This is a genomic window from Streptomyces sp. NPDC101151, assembly GCF_044768335.1.
Lineage (GTDB): Bacteria > Actinomycetota > Actinomycetes > Streptomycetales > Streptomycetaceae > Streptomyces.
In genome coordinates, this window is sequence record NZ_JBIWPP010000015.1 from 108169 (window position 1) to 124962 (window position 16794).

General features: G+C 70.7%; 11 protein-coding genes and 2 pseudogenes. 6 read left to right on the top strand and 7 right to left on the bottom strand.

The window, feature by feature from the left end; genetic code table 11:
* Positions 1-254: 254 nt before the first annotated feature.
* The 4 genes and pseudogenes from ACIRU3_RS26180 to ACIRU3_RS26195 all read right to left on the bottom strand — a co-directional run bounded on the left by ACIRU3_RS26180 (position 255) and on the right by ACIRU3_RS26195 (position 4281).
* Positions 255-983 carry a hypothetical protein gene (locus ACIRU3_RS26180; protein ID WP_404060686.1) on the bottom strand — a complete coding sequence of 243 codons (729 nt, stop codon included), beginning with the start codon at positions 981-983 and terminating at the stop codon, positions 255-257.
* A 23-nt stretch (positions 984-1006) separates the two neighbouring features.
* Positions 1007-1101: pseudogene (locus tag ACIRU3_RS26185) on the bottom strand.
* A 95-nt stretch (positions 1102-1196) separates the two neighbouring features.
* Positions 1197-2768, bottom strand: coding sequence for an amidohydrolase (locus ACIRU3_RS26190; RefSeq protein ID WP_404060689.1), 1572 nt, complete (start codon positions 2766-2768; stop codon positions 1197-1199).
* Positions 2769-2793: 25 nt separating this feature from the next.
* Entirely contained in the window at positions 2794-4281 is a 1488-nt protein-coding gene (locus ACIRU3_RS26195) for an APC family permease (RefSeq protein WP_404060692.1), read from the bottom strand.
* Between the two features lie 227 nt (positions 4282-4508).
* On the opposite strand from ACIRU3_RS26195, the gene ACIRU3_RS26200 reads away from it, so the two are divergent.
* The 4 genes and pseudogenes from ACIRU3_RS26200 (at position 4509) to ACIRU3_RS26215 (ending at position 6672) form a co-directional block, all read left to right on the top strand.
* On the top strand, positions 4509-5129 hold the full coding sequence (locus tag ACIRU3_RS26200) for a TetR/AcrR family transcriptional regulator (RefSeq protein ID WP_404060695.1): 621 nt from the start codon (positions 4509-4511) through the stop codon (positions 5127-5129).
* Positions 5130-5200: 71 nt separating this feature from the next.
* A complete protein-coding gene (locus ACIRU3_RS26205; RefSeq protein ID WP_404060698.1) occupies positions 5201-5785 on the top strand; it encodes a hypothetical protein in 585 nt (194 codons plus the stop codon).
* A gap of 55 nt (positions 5786-5840) precedes the next feature.
* Positions 5841-6363, top strand: a pseudogene (locus ACIRU3_RS26210) (DinB family protein).
* A gap of 108 nt (positions 6364-6471) precedes the next feature.
* Complete coding sequence (locus tag ACIRU3_RS26215; protein WP_404060700.1) at positions 6472-6672, top strand: hypothetical protein; 201 nt, start codon at positions 6472-6474, stop codon at positions 6670-6672.
* A 22-nt stretch (positions 6673-6694) separates the two neighbouring features.
* On the opposite strand, the gene ACIRU3_RS26220 is transcribed toward ACIRU3_RS26215, so the two are convergent.
* The gene (locus ACIRU3_RS26220) at positions 6695-8254 is read right to left on the bottom strand and encodes a N,N-dimethylformamidase beta subunit family domain-containing protein (RefSeq protein ID WP_404060703.1); all 1560 of its coding nucleotides are present in this window, start codon (positions 8252-8254) and stop codon (positions 6695-6697) included.
* Between the two features lie 91 nt (positions 8255-8345).
* Positions 8346-9347: an aminoglycoside phosphotransferase family protein gene (locus ACIRU3_RS26225; protein WP_404060706.1), complete on the bottom strand. Its 1002-nt coding sequence runs from the start codon at positions 9345-9347 to the stop codon at positions 8346-8348.
* A gap of 193 nt (positions 9348-9540) precedes the next feature.
* On the opposite strand from ACIRU3_RS26225, the gene ACIRU3_RS26230 reads away from it, so the two are divergent.
* Positions 9541-12573 carry an FG-GAP-like repeat-containing protein gene (locus tag ACIRU3_RS26230; RefSeq protein WP_404060709.1) on the top strand — a complete coding sequence of 1011 codons (3033 nt, stop codon included), beginning with the start codon at positions 9541-9543 and terminating at the stop codon, positions 12571-12573.
* Positions 12574-12748: 175 nt separating this feature from the next.
* Here ACIRU3_RS26230 and rph read toward each other — a convergent pair whose 3' ends face one another.
* Complete coding sequence (gene rph, locus ACIRU3_RS26235) at positions 12749-15355, bottom strand: rifamycin-inactivating phosphotransferase (RefSeq protein ID WP_404060712.1); 2607 nt, start codon at positions 15353-15355, stop codon at positions 12749-12751.
* A 618-nt stretch (positions 15356-15973) separates the two neighbouring features.
* On the opposite strand from rph, the gene ACIRU3_RS26240 reads away from it, so the two are divergent.
* Entirely contained in the window at positions 15974-16675 is a 702-nt protein-coding gene (locus ACIRU3_RS26240) for a 2-phosphosulfolactate phosphatase (protein WP_404060715.1), read from the top strand.
* The last annotated feature ends 119 nt before the right edge of the window (positions 16676-16794 follow it).

The following is a 16794-nucleotide window of genomic DNA, read 5'->3' on the forward strand; positions in this document are numbered from 1 at the left end:
CGCGCCGAAGCTGGATGCAGGCGTGAGACCGCGCCAGAACGCTCCCTGGGCGAAGGAGACCGACGATGATTCGCTTCCAGCTCCGCGGTTGGTGGAAGAGGCTGTGCTGTAAAGATGCCCCGTACGTCCACGAACGACGTCTGCGGCAGGCCCGCTTCGGATCCCCGCACCACTGAGAATTCCCCGGCCGGGACGAGGCCTCGGCGCGGTCGTTGCGCTGGAGTCTCACCACTCGGCGGTCGGTTGGACGATGCTCAGCCGACCCCGTCGCCCGCGGCCACCGGCTGTGCTTCCAGCTCCGGTTCGGAGAGCAATTGGGCGATGAGGTCCGGGGATCCGCCGACGTAGGTGCTGACCAGGTCGACGTCGCCGCCCACGCACCAGGCACGGTCCTCGGGCCACCACAGGTCGGGCAGTTCGGCGAACTCGTCCAGGGTCAGCGGTGACACTGCGTCGGTCAGGGTTCCGGACAGCAGCACCTCGTCGCGGCCGGGTGTCTCGAACGTGGGGAACCGGTCGAAGTCCCACCGCCCGTACCCGTGCCACAGACCGAACCAGCAACGCTCCGGGGTCCGGGTGTGCCGGGACAGCAGCGGGATGAGGGGTGAGGCGACCGCGGGCGGTGTCGGCCCCTCTGCCGGATGCTCGTCCCACACACCGGGCAGGCCGTAGTCGGAGGCGTTGACATAGTCGCGGTCCACCCCGATGACCTCGTGCCAGTTCGTGCCCGGTGCCACCCTGGTGCCGTGCGCCGCGGCCACCGTCGACCAGCGCACCGGTCGCTCGTCCAGTGAGGCGGGATGCAGGATCCTGGCGTAGGCCCCGAAACCGGGAGCGGCGATGCCCGCCACCGTGCCGAAGGCGCCGTGTCCCGGGGCGCGTTCGGTGAGCCACCGGACCGGCGAGACATCGGTGGTACGGACGTGCAGGCGTCCGTACCACTCCGGAGCGGGGTTCTGCTGGACCGGGCGACAGTCGTTCACCCGCACAGTCTGCCCGTACTGGGCGGAGAGGGCAGGATTCGAACCTGCGTGGGCCCCGGGGGGCCCGACCTCGAGGCGTGCTCGCTGGTCCCCGATCAACCACTCCGGGCACCTCTCCCTGTGTCCGGCTTCCGGTTTCCCGTGCCGTTCACAGGAACAACAGTGCCAGGAGGGGCTGACGGGGGACTGATGCCGCGTTGACGAGTTGCCCCGTCAGGCACCCCGATGCACCACGTGGCCACCTGTCACCGTCAACACGACCGGTGCGTCGGTCAGTTCGTCGCCGGGAGCGAGTACAGGGTCGACGGACAAGGCGGTCAGGTCGGCACGGTGCCCGGGCGCGATACGGCCGGCCACGCCGGACTCACCGGCTGCGGCGGCCGCGTGGCTGGTGCAGCCCTCCAGCGCCTGCAGCGGCGTGAGCCCCGGCCGCTGAGCTGCCGCGCCCTTGGGATGGTGGGCCGTCGCGAGCACGGCCCGCACGTCGTAGTGCGCGATCGGCCAGTCCGAGCCGAGCGCGACCGTGGCCCGGGCCTCGCGCAGGTCCCGCAGCCGCCAGGCGCGGGCAGCCCGGTCCGTGCCCAGGCGGCGGGACCACTCGTCGGTGCCGTCGTCCCGGGTGTAGCCGGTGTGCGGTGGCTGCAGCGAGGCGGCGACGCCCAACTCCGCGAAACGGGGAAGGAGTTCGTCGGGAACCGTCTCGATGTGCTCGATCCGGTGGGCCCCGCGCCCGCTCCGCCCGAGCGAGGCGACGGTGTCCAGGACGTGCCGCACGGCCGCGTCCCCGATCGCGTGCGTGGCCGTCCGCACGCCCGCCGCGTGCAGGGTGCGTACGGCGGCCGCGTATGCCTGTGGGTCCGGCCAGAAGGCATCCGTGCCCTGGCCGTGGCAGTCGGGGTGCTCCAACCATGCCGTGCCGCCCTCGACGGTGCCGTCCATGAAGAACTTGACCCCGCCGACCAGCCAGTGCCGGCCGCCCCTGCCCTGCAGGTCGATCAGTTCCCGCAGGGCGTCCTCGTCCGCGCCGGGCATGCACCAGGGCGCGAACCGCAGTCGCACGGGCAGGACCGTCTCCCGCGCCACCGCGGCCACGAGGTCCAGGTCGCCGCCGTCCATCACATGGGCGCCGGTCAGTCCGGTGCCGGCCATGGCGGACAGCAGCTCAAGCAGCCGGGCGCGCCGTTCGGTGTACGACGGCCGCGGGACGACGTCGGCCACGAGGTCCATCGCGGCATGCTCGACGAGGTGACCGGTGGGCCTCCCCTCGGTGTCACACACCACCTCGGAGCGCTGGGTGAAGGAGCGCGGCCCGGTGACCCCGGAGGCGGCCAGGGCCGCATCGTTGGCGAGTGCCGAGTGGCCGTCGTACAGGCGCAGGAAGGCGGGCGTGGAGCCCACGACGTCGGCCACGAGGTCGTGGTGGACGGGCCGGCCCTCGAAGGCGTTGTGGTCCAGGCCGTAGCCGACGACCCAGTCGTCCACCCGTTCGGCCTCGGCGAGTGCTGCGCGGAGCCCGGCCAGGTCGGTCACGGCCGACAGGTCCGTGCCCGTGGCCATGTCCAGCCCCCACACGGGATGACTGTGCGAGTCGACCAGGCCGGGCACGAGGTGCGCACCGGTCAGATCGACGACCTCGGTGCCGGGGCCGCGCCACTCGCGTACGTCCTCGGCCTCCCCGACCGCGGTGATCGTCCCGTCGTGCACGGCGAGGGCCGAAGCGGTGGGGCGGGCGGGGTCGAGGGTGCGTACCTGGGCGCCGGCGAGGATGAGGTCGGCAGCGGGCATGAGGCAACTCCTGTACGGAACGGGGTCATTCGGCGGGGACGGCGGGTTCGGGGGTGAAGGTGGGTTCGGCGGCGAAGGCGGCGTACACCTGGGGGCGTCTGCGGCGCAGCCACCATGCCAGCGGCAGCCCGAGGGTGAAGACGACGGGCGCCACGACGACGAGCAGGGTGTTCACGGCCGGGGACGCGCTGGTGAACAGGTCGATGTGGCCCACCACCAGGACGATCGCGGTCGCCAGCAGGACAGCGGCGACGACGGGGGCCACCAGCGTGCGCAGACTGCCCTCCTGATGGCCGACCCGCCGGAAGTAGCAGGGTACGGCGATCGCGGCGAGCAGTTGCAGCAGCAACAGGCCGATCATTCCCGGGGTGTTCACCCACAGCAGCAGCTGCTGGTAGGGGTCGGCGTCGGCGGCCCAGAACGAGAGAACCACGACCGCGCCGAGGACCGTCTGGGCGATGCCCGCGAGGTACGGCGAGCGGTGGCGCGGGTGGATGAGGCCGAGCCGGCGGGGCAGTACGCCCTCTTCCGCCAGGGCGAGCGCGTAGCGGTTGATGGCGTTGTGGAAGGCGAGGAGAGAGGCGATGACACTGGTGATGATGAACACGTGCATGAGGTCGGCCGCCCAGCCGCCCACGTACGTGGTGATCGCGGTGAAGAACAGCCCGGCCGGGTCGTTGCCCGCCGCCTGTACGACCCGGTCGTCGCCGAAGGCCTGGACGGCCACCCAGACGATGAATGCGTAGAAGAGGCCGAGGAATCCGACGGCCAGGTAGGTGGCGCGCGGGACCGTGCGCTCGGGATCGCGGGCCTCGCGGCGGTAGATGACGGTCGACTCGAAGCCGGTGAAGGCGGCGAAGGCGAAGGCGAGGACCGCGGCGATGCCGGGGACGAACACGTGCGCCGGGGCCAGCGATGCCACGGACAGGCCGTGGGCGCCGCCCTTGAGGAGGACCCCGCCCGCGAGCAGAACGAGTATGCCGGTCTCGGCGACTAGCAGGACGCCGAGCAGCTTGGCGCCGAAGTCGATCGAGCGGAAGCCGCCGTAGCCGATCAGCAGCAGCCCGGCCAGGGAGACGGGCAGCCAGGGGATGCCGGTGCCGATGAGGGAGTGCACGGTGTCCCGGGTGGTGGAGGCGAGCAGGCCGTAGACGCCGATCTCCATGCCGTTGTAGCCGATCAGGGCCAGCAGGGCGGCGCCGATGCCGGCCGGGCGGCCGAGCCCCCGGGTGATGAAGGCGTAGAAGGCGCCGCCGCTTTTGATGTGGCGGCTCATGGTGGTGAAACCTACGGCGAAGACCGCGAGTGTCAGACCGGCAAGGAGGTAGCCGACGGGCGCGCCGACGCCGCCCAGCAGGATCGCGAGCGGAGCGACGCCGGCCATGACGGTCAGCGGTGCGGCGGCCGAGATGACGAAGAAGGCGATGTCTGCGGTGCCGAGGGAACCGGAGCGGAGCGTCGCGGCGTCGGACGACGCTCTCTCCTCCGGCAGCTCTGAGGTGGTCACGGACATACGGGGGAGCCCTTCTGGCGGCGGACGGGAGGGGAGGGTTCCGGTGGTGGGGCAGCCGGGTTCGCGGGCGTCGTTCACCGAGGCCGGGGGGTGGGCGGGCGGATACCGACGACTGCGGGCGCACGGGGGGATGACGGGCGCCCGGAGCGATAAACCTAAAGGCTTTCGGTTTTCGCAATGTAACCTGCCGTTGGGCATCCGGGAAGACCTCAGGGAGAACGCTGACCATGGGACGGCCGCGCACACCGCTCCTCGACCGCGAGCGCATCACCACCACGGCGCTGCAACTGATCGACGAGAACGGCGACTTCAGCGTGCCGCAGATCGCGCGACGGCTCGGCGCCCAGACCGGGTCGGTGTACCACCATGTGGAGGGCCGGGACGGCATCGTGGAACTGCTGCGCGAGCGCGTCGCCTCCGCGATCGAACCCGCCACCCTGGACCTGACGCCCTGGGATGCGGCCGTCGAGGCCTGGGCCCGCTCCTACCGCGCCGCGTTCGCCGCCCACCCCCGCGCGATCCCGCTGCTGATGACCTCACCGGTACGCGCGCCCCGGGTGCTGGAGCAGTACGAACGGGCGGTGACCCTGCTGCTCACGGCCGGCTTCGACCGCGCCGAGGTCATGCCCCTGATCATCGCCCTGGAGAACCTGGTGCTGGGCTCGGCACTCGACCTCGCCGCACCGGAGGCGATGTGGGAGCTGACCGACCGGACCCCGACGCCCCGCCTCGCCGAGGCGCTCGCCGCGGTGGGTGAGGGCCGCGCCGACCGTGCCTTCGAGGTGGGCCTGACCGCGTTCATGAACCACGCCCGAGCGCTGCGGGAGAACCGGGCAGACGCCGGCTGAAGCAGGCGGGGCGACCGCCTTTGAGTACGAGAACTCATGACGGTGGCACCGGGATCGGCCAGGATCGGTGCATGACAATGATCAGAACGACGGGGGCCCGGGCCGGGGTGGTCCCCTTGGTGCTGCTGGCCGTGCTGACGGCCGGGTGCGGGATGCGGCGGGCCGCGGACGACGCCGGTGCGGGCGGGCCCTCACAGACCGCGGTGGCGACACCGAGCAGGCCCGACGGTGTGCCGTGCCCCGGCGAGAGCCCCACCGCGTCGCCCCTGCCGTCCACGGACTCCCCGAGCCCCACCGCGCCGCTGACCGACCACTACGCCGAGAACCACGGCTTCATGGTGCCGTTCCCGCTGACCGGCAAGCGCCGCTGCCAGGGCCTCGCGGTCGTCGGACGCGTCCAGGAAGCACTCGAACCACTGCGCAGGCGCGGGGAGTTCAAGCCCGAGAGCGTCCGCAGGGCCCTCATCGGCCTCGGATACTCCGACGGACAGGTGCAGACGTACCAGAACGGCCCGACCGGCGTCGGCTTCCTGATCGAGGTCGACGACCACCCCCTGTGCGTGGAGGGGGGCATGGACCGCGCCAAGACCGAGGCGGACGCTTTCGGCGGCTACCCCGACCACACCGGCTGCGACCAGCCCTCGGGAGGCCATTGACCTCTCGGGCCCATCTAGGACAGTTTCCGGCCTATTCATGTCCTACGGTCGCCTCATGGTCACCTCACAGGAAAACCGAGAGTCCCAGCTGTCCGGCGAGTGCGGCGAGCTGCTGCACGCCCTCGCCGAGCAGCGGGACCGGCTGCTGATCACCGTCCGCGGCATCACCGACGCGCAAGCCGCCCGGCGCACCACGGTGAGCGAACTCACGCTCGGCGGGATCGTCAAGCACCTGGCCCGGGCCGAACGGGTCTGGACGCAGATCATGGCGAAGGGCGACGGGGAACTGCCCGACGGCATGCTCGACCTCGAGCAGTACCGCATGACGGACGGCGACACGCTCGCGGCGCTGCTGGAGGAGTACGCGGCCGGGGCGCGCGCGACCGAGGAGGCGGTGGCCGCCCGGCCTGGACCGGAGCGTGCCGTTGCCCAGGACCCCGTGGTCCCCGCCGGAGACGGTCCACTGGTCGGCCCGCCGCATCCTCCTGCACCTGATCCGGGAGACGGCCCAGCATGCCGGGCACGCGGACATCGTCCGGGAGGCGCTGGACGGGGCGAGCAGCACCGCTCAGTGGTGAGCGCCGCCGGTTTCCCAGTACCGCAAGTAATATGATCACCTTCTCTGGGTATACCAGTCAGTCAACTCGGCCCGTCCCTTCCGGGACGCGCCCTGCCCGGAGATGTCCATGTCTTCTCTCAACGATGCGGCCGACGACGCATTCGAAAACGCACGCTTCACCTACGAACAGCACATGCAGACGTGCCGCCAGTGCCATGCCGACGGCGCGCACTGCGCCGTGGCCAAGCACCTCCTGCGGATCTACAACAACGCCCGCAGGGACCGCCTCCGTGCCACGGGGTACCAGGCCCCGACGGTCGCACCGTGACGCCCGGGCCCGGTGACCGAGGTCAGACCGTGCCGCCGTACACCTCCGCCACGTTCGTGCGGGGCGGCGGGCCGTATCGGGTCGCCGGGCCCTGGGCGAAGGCGCGCAGCAGGTTCTCCGTGGTGCGCGTGACGAACGCGCGCGTGCGGCTGTCCATGCCATGGGCACGGCCGAGTTCGCCGGTGCCGGCGAGCAGGCCCTCCACCCAGCGCATGGTGCCGGCCGCGAAGACGCCCGCGCCGCCAGGAGTCGTGTAGTACGCCGAGTCGCTGTGACTGGGGCGGCCGGCGCACACGACGGGGGAGTGCGCGGTGATCTCCATGGGACCGGGGGCGGGAGAGCGGGGCACGACACGGTCGTACTCGGCTCCGACCAGATGGGCGAAGCCGTCACCCGGCCGCACACCGGTGCCGTCGTACAGCCAGTGATCGGCGGCTCGTACCACATACGGGGCGTCGACCGGATAGCCCTCGTAGAGGACACCGGTGAGCGAGGACTCCGGGTCGGCGGCGGGCGGGCTGCGGAAGTCGGTGGTCACCAGCGCCGGATCGGACGCATACGAGGGGTCGGCCCGATAGGACGTCTTGTAACAGATCACCGTACGGTCGCCCGCCTGCTCCCCGCCCTCCAGGCGGACCCGGCGGAAGCAGGTGTTCGCGCCGAGGAAGGCCACGTTGGTCCCGGCGTCCCGGGCCCGGGTGACGGACGCCCGCTGTTGCGGCGTCCAGTATTCGTCGTGTCCCAGACAGACGACCGCGTGCGCTCCGTCGAGCACCGACGGGTCGCGGTGGACGTCGACGCCCGTGGTGTAGGCGAGCGGAATGCGCAGGCGCTCGGCAAGCACCGCCACCGCCCACTCGTAGACCAGGAACTTCTCGGCGCCGTTGCCCTCGTAGGGGCGGTCGAAACTGACCGCGAGCGACCGGGTGTCGTATGCCCCCGAGGGGCCCGTGTAGAGGCTGTGGCCGCCCCAGTGGTTGTACGCCTGCCAGGTGGCCGGGGCGTGCAGCAGGACCGTGCGGCCCGCGCCCTCGGCGGAGCGGACGATCAGCGGGACGTGACGCTGGTGGCCGGTGTCCGCCTCCAGCCGCAGCAGATACGCGCCCTCCGGCCATCCGGTGGTGTCGAGGCTCAGCGACGTGGGCCAGTCGGCGCGCACGGTGCGGGTGGCGGGCAGCAGCAGCGGGGGCGGCTGGGCGCGGCCGGGTACGAGAGGCGACGTCCATATGAGGCGGGCCCGCTTGCCGCCGTACCAGCCGACGCGGAACGCCGAGACCCGGAACGACGCGGCGGTGGTCGACACATACAGGCCGCACTCCTGGCCCGGCACGATGCTCACCTGGTCGGTGTATCCGGCCACGGCATCAGGCGGGCCCGTCGAGCGGATCCGCCAGTCGGCCGTGCCCGGCGCGTGCTGTTCGGCCTCCGGCAGGAGCCGCCCGGCCCGGCCGGGCCGGGCACGCGGTGGCGGCGGCGTACAGGCAGCCGCCGCGCCCAGGCCCGCACCCGCGCACAGGGCCAGGAATCGCCGTCGGCTCGGGCCCTGCCCGTCCGCGGACGGAGTGCCGTGTGCTGGGGTCACCGCGCCTCCCGGATCCACCCCGGTTCGTCCTTCCTCCAGGCTCCCGATCCGGCTCCGCCTCCCGCAACCGCACGACCGCTGTGGACAGGCTCTACAACGGCGGATCCTCGACGAGTTCCAGCAGTGTGCGGGCGCTTTGTGCGGCCAGGGGAGCGGTTTCGGAGGCGGTCGGAAACAGCCGGCCCCAGGCGCGGGCACGCCCCAGGGCGCTCAGACGCCAGGCGAGGCTCGCCGCGCGCCGGAGTTCCGCCGCCGTCCGGCCGGTTCCGGTCCACGGCTCCAGATAGGCGTCCCGCAGGCGGGGCACCACGTCGGGTCCGTACCGGGCGCCGGCTCTGCCAGCTGTGACCTGCAGGCTGCAGAACGGGTGGGAGACGGCCGCGTCGCCCCAGTCGAAGAAGGTGTACCGGCCCGGCTCCGGATTGAACAGCTGGCCGTCGTGCAGATCCGAGTGGTCGAGCGAGTCCGCGATGCCGAAGGCCGCGAGTTCGCCGCACCAGTCCAGGAGGCGGGGCCTCAGTGCGTCCAGCCGGGCGCGTTCGTCCGGGCGGAGCGCCGCGTTCTCGGTGAGCAACTTGTCGAAGACCTCGGGCAGTTCCGAGGTCCGGGCACTCGGGACGCCCAGCCGTACGATCTCCCGCGCGTGCGGGACCAGGGCGTGCTGCATGCTCGCGTACTGGCGCAACAGGTCCTCCCACGCGTCGGGACCCACGGGCTCCCGCTCCAGCACGTTCCGGAAGAGTGAGCCCCCGTCCGGCAGCAGCGACCAGCCACGGCCGGCGTCGACCGCGAGCGGCTCCAGGACATGCTCCGGCACCCAGCGGGCCAGCGCGGAGGTCAGCGCACCCTCGAAACCACTGGCCGGCGGATTCGCCTTGAACCAGACGGCCTCACGCCCGGCCACCGGCACCCGCACCAGGACGGACCACGGCCGCAGCCGCACCTGCAGGGGGCCGGCCCTCCGCAGCCCGCGCGCGGCGAGTCCCGTCGCCACCCAGTCGAGGGCCGCGGTCCGCCAGGACTCCCGCTCCCAGGGCGTCACCGCGTCCTCGTACCGGCCGCGGTCCACGGTCGTCGACGCATCATGCTGCATCGGGCCATCTCAACATCGTGAACCGCGGGTGGCCAGCGGTTTTCCACGAGACCGGAGACGCGGCCAGGCGACTCGAAGTACGGAAAGAGACCCGACTCGCCTCGTGTGCCGCCGGTAAGCTCACGAACACATGTCCGGAGCGTCGTATGCGGCCAACTCCGAACAGACACAGCCGAATACAGTAGGGGGAACCGTGCCTCAACGGCACCACCGGCCCGCGCGCCTGGGGAGCGCAGCGGCCACCGTCGCCACCACGCTGGCCGTCACGGCGGGACTGGCGTTTCCGTCACTCGCACCCGCGTACGCAGCCACCACCGGAGTCGCGATTCCCGCGCCCGATGCCGACGCCGACCGCCGGATCACGGTGGTGACGGGCGGCCGCACCGGCGTGCTGTACCAGGAAGAGGGAACCGACGGGTACGTCTGGAGCAACACCAGGAAGGTGGTACCGGCGCTCAACGGCGTACCGGCGCAGTCCATCTTCTTCACGTCCGACTACGACAACAGGGTCTACTACTCCACGACCGCGGACGACGGCGGCATCACCATCACGGAACTGAGCCTGGACACCGGCGCCTCGCGAACCCTCGCACTGCCGAGCGGCTACCGACATCCGCAGGTGAGCAGCGGCTATGTGCTCGCCTCGCAGCAACAGGCCGACGGTACGTACGAATACCGGGTGACCAGGTTCAACGGCACCGACATCCAGGTGCAACTGCCGGCGGGCGCGACCGCGGAAGCCGCTCCGGAGATGCCGGCGAGCGACGGCTCGCAGTTCGTCGTCCGCTACCGGAAGGACGGCCGCGCCGCCTACGGCATCGTCGACGGCGTCTCCGGCGCCGTCACGCCCCTCCAGGTGAGTGGACCGGCGAGCAGCTTCCGGCTCACCGACGCCTGGGTGTCGTGGTACACCCGGGAGGACGGGACCGGGATCCGGATCAGGGCGCGGGGCAGCGCCGGCGGCAGTCCCGGCGTCCGGACCGTGCCGACCTCGTCCCCGGACACCGACGTCACCTCGTTCGTCGTCGGCAACAGCCTGCTGTGGTACGAGGGCTCCGGCGGGGCGCTGCGCAATCTGTCGCTCGGCGCGGACACGGCACCGCTCCTGACCGATGTCGAACAGGCCTGGCAGAACGGCGAGTCGGTGGCCGTGATCGGACGGGCCACCGCCGACAGCCCACGCACCCTGTACCTCCTCACCGGATCCGGCGGCAGCGAGGTCTCCGTCACGCCCTGGCACACGGTCTCTCCCGTGCACCACGACGGCTCGGTCGGTGCGCTCGGCCTCGACCGGGGCACCGTACGCCTCCTCAACACCCTCGGCGGCACCAGCACTCTGCACAGCCAGGACGTCGGCACAGCCCTGACGCCGGCCGGCGGGGCCCCGCTGACCCCGGCCGCCACCTCCGGCAGCACGGGTGCGGGCCGCTTCGCCGACGGCGGCGACGAGGGCCTCGCCCAGCTCACCACCGACCCGGCCACCGGCAACGACATCCTCACCACCGCGGCCGACCCGTCCGGCCCCATCGCCCTGCCGGCCAAGAACGGCAGGATCCTCGACGTCTCACCGCAGTACGTCCTCTACACGGGCGGTGGCAAGCAGTACGTCGTGGACATCACCGCCGGCACGGTCGTACGCGAACAGAAGGCCCAGGCGGCCGTTCTCGACCACAGCACGCTGTGGACACCGTCCGCCACCGCGGGCCAGGTCGTCGCCACCAGCCTGCGCACGGGCAAGGCGGTACGGACCGTCGACACCGGAGGCGGCTGCACACCGGACGACCTGCGGACCAACGGCACGCTCCTGTACTGGAGCTGCCGCGCCCTGCAGAAGGCCGGGATCAAGAACCTCGCCTACATGGACAAGACGTACTACGCCCCCGTCGGGGACGTGCTCCTCGGCGACGGCTTCTACGGCTACTACGACCCCGCCAGGAAGTCGATCCGGCTGACGGAGGTCCACAACGACGTCACCGACTCCCTCGGGGAGATCACCGGCGTCACGTCCACGGCGGCCGCCGACACCCGGGGTGTCACCTGGGCCGTCGACCGCGGCTCCAACAAGGTCGCCTACGTGGACGCGGACAGCACCGTCCATGTCGTCGGCGCCTACGACTACACCTGGCTCGCGTCCAAGCTGACCGCGCCCGACTCCAGCGCTCCCTCGTCGTTCGCGGTCACCGGCGGTGCGGCGCGGTGGGACGGCCGCTGGTGGCTGTCCAAGCCCGCCGCCTCCTGGCAGGTGACCCTCAAGAGCAACACCACCGGAGCGGTTCTGCGCACCTGGCAGGGCGGCCCCGCCCGCAGCGCCGTACGAGTGAGCTGGGACGGCAGGACGCAGGGCGGCGCACTGGTGCCCAACGGCGCCTACACCTGGACGCTCACCGCCGCCCCGGCCGACGGCAACGGCGCCGCGCTGTCCGCCTCCGGCACGGTCAAGGTGTCCGGCGCCGACGCCGTACGGCGCGACCTTGCGGGCTCCGACGGGATCGGCGACCTGATGACGCTCGGCTCCTCCGGAGCCCTGACCGTCCAGAAGGGGGACGGCAAGGGCGCGTTCTCCGGCAAGGTCACCGGGTCGGGCTGGGCCGCCTCCGTCAAAGCCGTCCCGTTCGGCGATCTCAACGGCGACCGCTGCAACGACGTACTGGTGCGGTTCGCCAACGGCACTCTGCGCGCATACCGGCCCGGCTGCGGCAAGGCCGTCACGCCGTCCACCGCGTACACCGCGCTGGGCACGGGCTTCGACCAGTACGACGTCCTCACCTCACCCGGTGACGTGAGCGGTGACGGACGCGCGGACCTCGTCGCACGGAGCGCCAGGACAGGTGCGGTGTACCTGTACAAGGCGACCGGCTCCGGGAAGCTGTCGGCGCGGGTGAAGCTGTACGCGGACTGGTCCGGCTACAAGAAGGTCATCGGTGCCGGTGACCTCGACAGCGACGGCCATGGTGATCTGCTGGTCCAGGACAAGTCGAACAAGCTGTGGCGCTTCAACGGCACCGCGTCGGGCACGTTCAAGGCTCGGGCGAAGGTCTTCGACACCTGGGGTTCCTCGTACAACGCCGTCGTCGGCATCGGTGACATCACCGGGGACGGCAAGGCGGACCTCGTCTCCCGCGACACCTCCGGTGTGCTGTGGCGTGAAAACGGCACCGGCAAGGGCTCCTTCGGCGGCCGCACGAAGATCGGCTCGGGCTGGGGCACGTACAAGGGCGTGTTCTAGCCCCGGGCCTGCACGAGGGGTGGAGCTTACCGAGAACCCGGGAAGTGCCTCTGAGCTGTAACGACAGGACGTGCTGAGGATCCTGTACGGGCTAGCGGAAGAGGCACTTCCCATGTGCAGATCAGTAATTACGGGTTACGGACGGGGCTTCCCGGGGGCTTCCCGGTGTGGTCGGTCACGGCAGGATCTCGATGTACCCGTCGGTTCCGTGCACTCGGATCCGCTGCCCGTCCCGGATCAGCCGGGTGGCCTGCTCCACGCCCACGACGGCCGGCAAGCCGTACTCCCGGGCGATCACTGCACCATGGGTCATCAGGCCGCCCACCTCCGTCACCAGGCCCGCGATTCCCACGAACAGCGGCGACCAGCTGGGGTCCGTGAAGGCCGTGACCAGGATGTCGCCCGCTTCGAGGTCGGCCTCCGCCATGTCGAGGATGACGCGGGCCCGTCCCTCGATGGTCCCGGCGGAGACCGGCAGGCCGATCAGGGCGCCGGCCGGCACGTCGTCGCGCCGATAGGCCCCGGTGACGGCCTCACCGTCCGAGGTGAGCACCCGGGGCGGTGTGAGCGCGTGGTACGACCGGAACGCGTCCTTGCGCTCCTGGATGAGCCGGCCATCCACCCGGTGCGAACGCACGACGTCGTGGAGTTCCTGGAACGTGAGGTAGGAGATGTCCTCCATCTCAGCAATCACGCCCGCCTGCACGAGGCGCTCGGTCTCCTCCAGCAGGGCCTGCTTGTAGACGAAGTAGCGGCTGACGATGCCGTACTTCGGGTACTCCCGGTACCCGATGAAGGTTCTGACCCGGTCGATCATCCGCTTGGCCTCGTCGGCTTTCCGGTCCCCGTCCGGCAGGGCCCGCAAGCGGGACAGCACGTCCTGTTCCTTCTTCTGCGCCTTCTGCCGCCCTTGCTCGAAGCGCCGCTCGGCAGCGCCCGGCTCGAAGTTCCTGACGTTGTCGAGGATCACCGGCACGAGCGTGGTGGGGCGCTCGCGCCAACGCGGCCTCGTGATGTCGATCTCGCCGACGCAGCGCATGCCGTACCGGTCGAGGTAGGCCTCAATGGCGTCGCGCGCTTCGGTCCCGCCCGCGAGCTTCGCCAGCTCGCCCAGGAAGGCTTCGTTCTCGACGTACTCGACGCCCTGCAGGAACGCCACCACCTCCGGGTGCGGGCGGATCACGTCCGCGACGTCGAGCAGCGCAAGTCCCATCTCCGACGTGACGTTGTCGGGGGCGGACAGCGTGAGCGTGTCAGCCGCGTTCTTCTCGCCCAGCCACTCCTGCAGCTTGTCGTTGAGCCACCAGGTGGCCTCCATCCCCGCCATGATCGCCTGCATGCTCAGTGGATCACCGAGGACTCGCTTGTGCTCCTCGAAGGCCTCCAGCAGGAAGTCGAAGAGCGCCGGTCCCGTCTTCGTCCGGATGTCGTGCTCCAGGGCGGCGATGGACGCCTGGCTGCGTTCGATCAGCTCGGTGACGGTGGCGGGATCGGTCTCGATCGGGGCGGGCGCACCGCCGACCGGCTGCGCGCCGGGACCCGCGTCCGGGAGCGAGGGGACGAAGTCGTCGCCGTCGAGGACGGTCTCCAGAGCGTCCCTGACCAGCGGATCGCCTCTCCCTACGAGGTCCAGGAGGCCGGCGCGGCTCGCGGGCGAGGCCAGGCGCCGGGTGACGTCGACGAACAGCCTCCCGCCGGCCTCCTGCATCGGCACCATGGCCGTCAGCTGCCACATGGAGAGCCCCAGGGGCTTCATGGGGTCGGTCATCATCTGCTGATGGCCGACGGAGACGTAGACGTGGTTCTCCTGGTCGCCGGTCTCGGGGATGGGGAACAGCGTCGTGATCGGCCGGCTCTGAACGATCTGGAAGCCGTCGTCGACCAGGCACCATTCGATGTCCTGCGGGCGGCCGAAGTGTGCTTCGATCCGCCGTCCGAGCTGCACGAGCCGCACGACCTGCGCATCCGTCAGCGCCGGCTGCTCCTGCCGCTGCAAGTCGATCGCCACTTCCTGCGTGCCGCCGGTCGGCAGGGCGTGAACGGCACGCTGCTTGGCGGCGATCGCCTTGGCGACCACCTCGCCGTGTCGCACCTTGTAGACATCCGGGTTCACCAGGCCGGAGACCAGGGCCTCGCCGAGGCCGAAGCCGGCGTCCACGGTGGCGACCTTCCGGTTGCCCGTGACGGGGTCGGCCGTGAACAGGATGCCGGACGCCTGCGGGAAGGCCATCTGCTGCACGACCACGGCCATGTGGACCGTACGGTGGTCGATGCCGTTCCGCTGGCGGTAGGTCACGGCCCGCTCGGTGAACAGCGAGGCCCAGCACCGGCTGACGTGCTGGAGGATCGCCGTCGGCCCCACGACGTTCAGGTACGTGTCCTGCTGGCCGGCGAAGGAGGCCGTCGGCAGGTCCTCTGCCGTCGCGCTGGATCGGACGGCGTAGGCGGCCTGTTCGCCGAGCCGGCCGAGCGCGCGAGTGATCGCCGCCGCGAGATCGCCCGGGACGGCGATCCCTTCGATGGTCCCGCGAATCTGCGCGCTGAGCGTGCGGATCGCCTCCCGGTCGTCCGGATTCAGGCGCGACAGCTGATCGAGCAGATCGTCGAGCGACGGCGCCTCCGCCATGGTCCGCCGGAAGCCGTGCGTCGTCACGCAGAACCCACCCGGCACGCGGATGCCTTCGATCCGCGACAGCCCGCCCAGGTGCGCGCCCTTGCCGCCGACGACCGCGACCTGCGTCTCGTCGACCTCTTGAAGATCCAACACGTACTGCTCAATCACTGCGATACCTCCGAGGCAGCCGTGCTCCATTGCACTGCGGTGGCCGATCGAATCACCGGCGCTTCCCACTCTGTCGAACCTCTTGTCGAGCACGTCCTCATCCCTGGTCGTCTTTCCTCTGACGGGTCGGCCGGCCGCGCAGCCCGAACGGGCGGCGCACACCCCCGCACCTCCGCGCCGGGCACCCGCAACGGCACTGCCGGTACCACCACTGGTCGACGTCACCGCGTCCCCTCATACGTCGACTCATACGTCGACAACGGCACACGCACGTCGTCCCGCGTTTCCGCGAGTTGTGGCATCGGCCGACGATTCTGCGCCGTGACCCGGGTCTTGCGGCAAGCCCCCCAGCGCGCTATAAGTTGAGAGTGGCAAGGAGAGAGTTCTCCTTGCCTCTGCTTTTTTGGCCGTCCAACGGAACGGACAAGCCTCTCGCGAAGCAGGGCCTTGTGTCCACAGAGGCCGTGTGCGGGTGACCTCGAGTGGCGATTGAACAGGCCTGTCGGGGCGCACTGCCTTCGCGACGCAGGCGGCCGAAGACGTTGCATCCCGAGACTGTTGATGTGATGCGCACCACTGTCAGGGTGCTTCGGGTCGGGCATGCACGATCATGATCGAATGGACGCTAGTTTCCTTGGCATCACTGAGCTGGTCGAAGCCCCGTCCGTGGCGGTCGTAGTCGACGTCATGCGTGCTTTCACGGTGACTGCCTGGGCCTTTGCCCAGGGGGCGGAAAAGATCGTTCTTGCCGAGTCGCTGGATGAAGCCCTGGCGCTCAAGTCTCGCCACCGGGATTGGGTGGCCCTCAAAGACGGGCCGCCCGCGCCCGGGTTCGACATGGTCAACTCGCCGGGCCTGCTGCGGTCTGTTGACCTTGGCGGTCGGACCGTTGTGCAGAAGACCACGGCAGGGACGGTCGGCGCCCTTGCGGTCAAAGAGGCGTCGCTGGTGCTGTGTGCCGGCTTCGTGGTGGCGGAGGCAACGGCTCGGCTCTTGCGGACACGCAAGTGCGACCGTGTCACGTTCGTGGTCACTGGCGAGGATGGGCGCGCCGATGAAGATTTGGCGTGCGCTCAATACATCGCTCGCAGGGCCACCGCGGCCGGGACGGATGCTGCTGAGTTCCTCCGCCGCGCCGGCGAGTCGCGCGCCGCCGCCGAGCTGGCTGAGGGTGTGCGTCAAGGAGTCCATCCTGATGACGTCGCACTCTGTCTCGAGCTCGACCGGTTCCCCTTTGCCATGAGAGCGACCTCGGAAGACTCGCTCATGGTCCTGCGTCCGTGCACCGTGCCTCCGCTGACCGACGGGGCTTCGGCCTGATCGCTGGTGATGTCCGACTCTCGCGATGCGAGAGCCGGCATCCGGTCGGGTGTGCGGCATCGGTTGCCTGTCCCGATGACGGTGGTTCGGGGTGGCCGGAGGAGGAGTAGGGCTTCGCG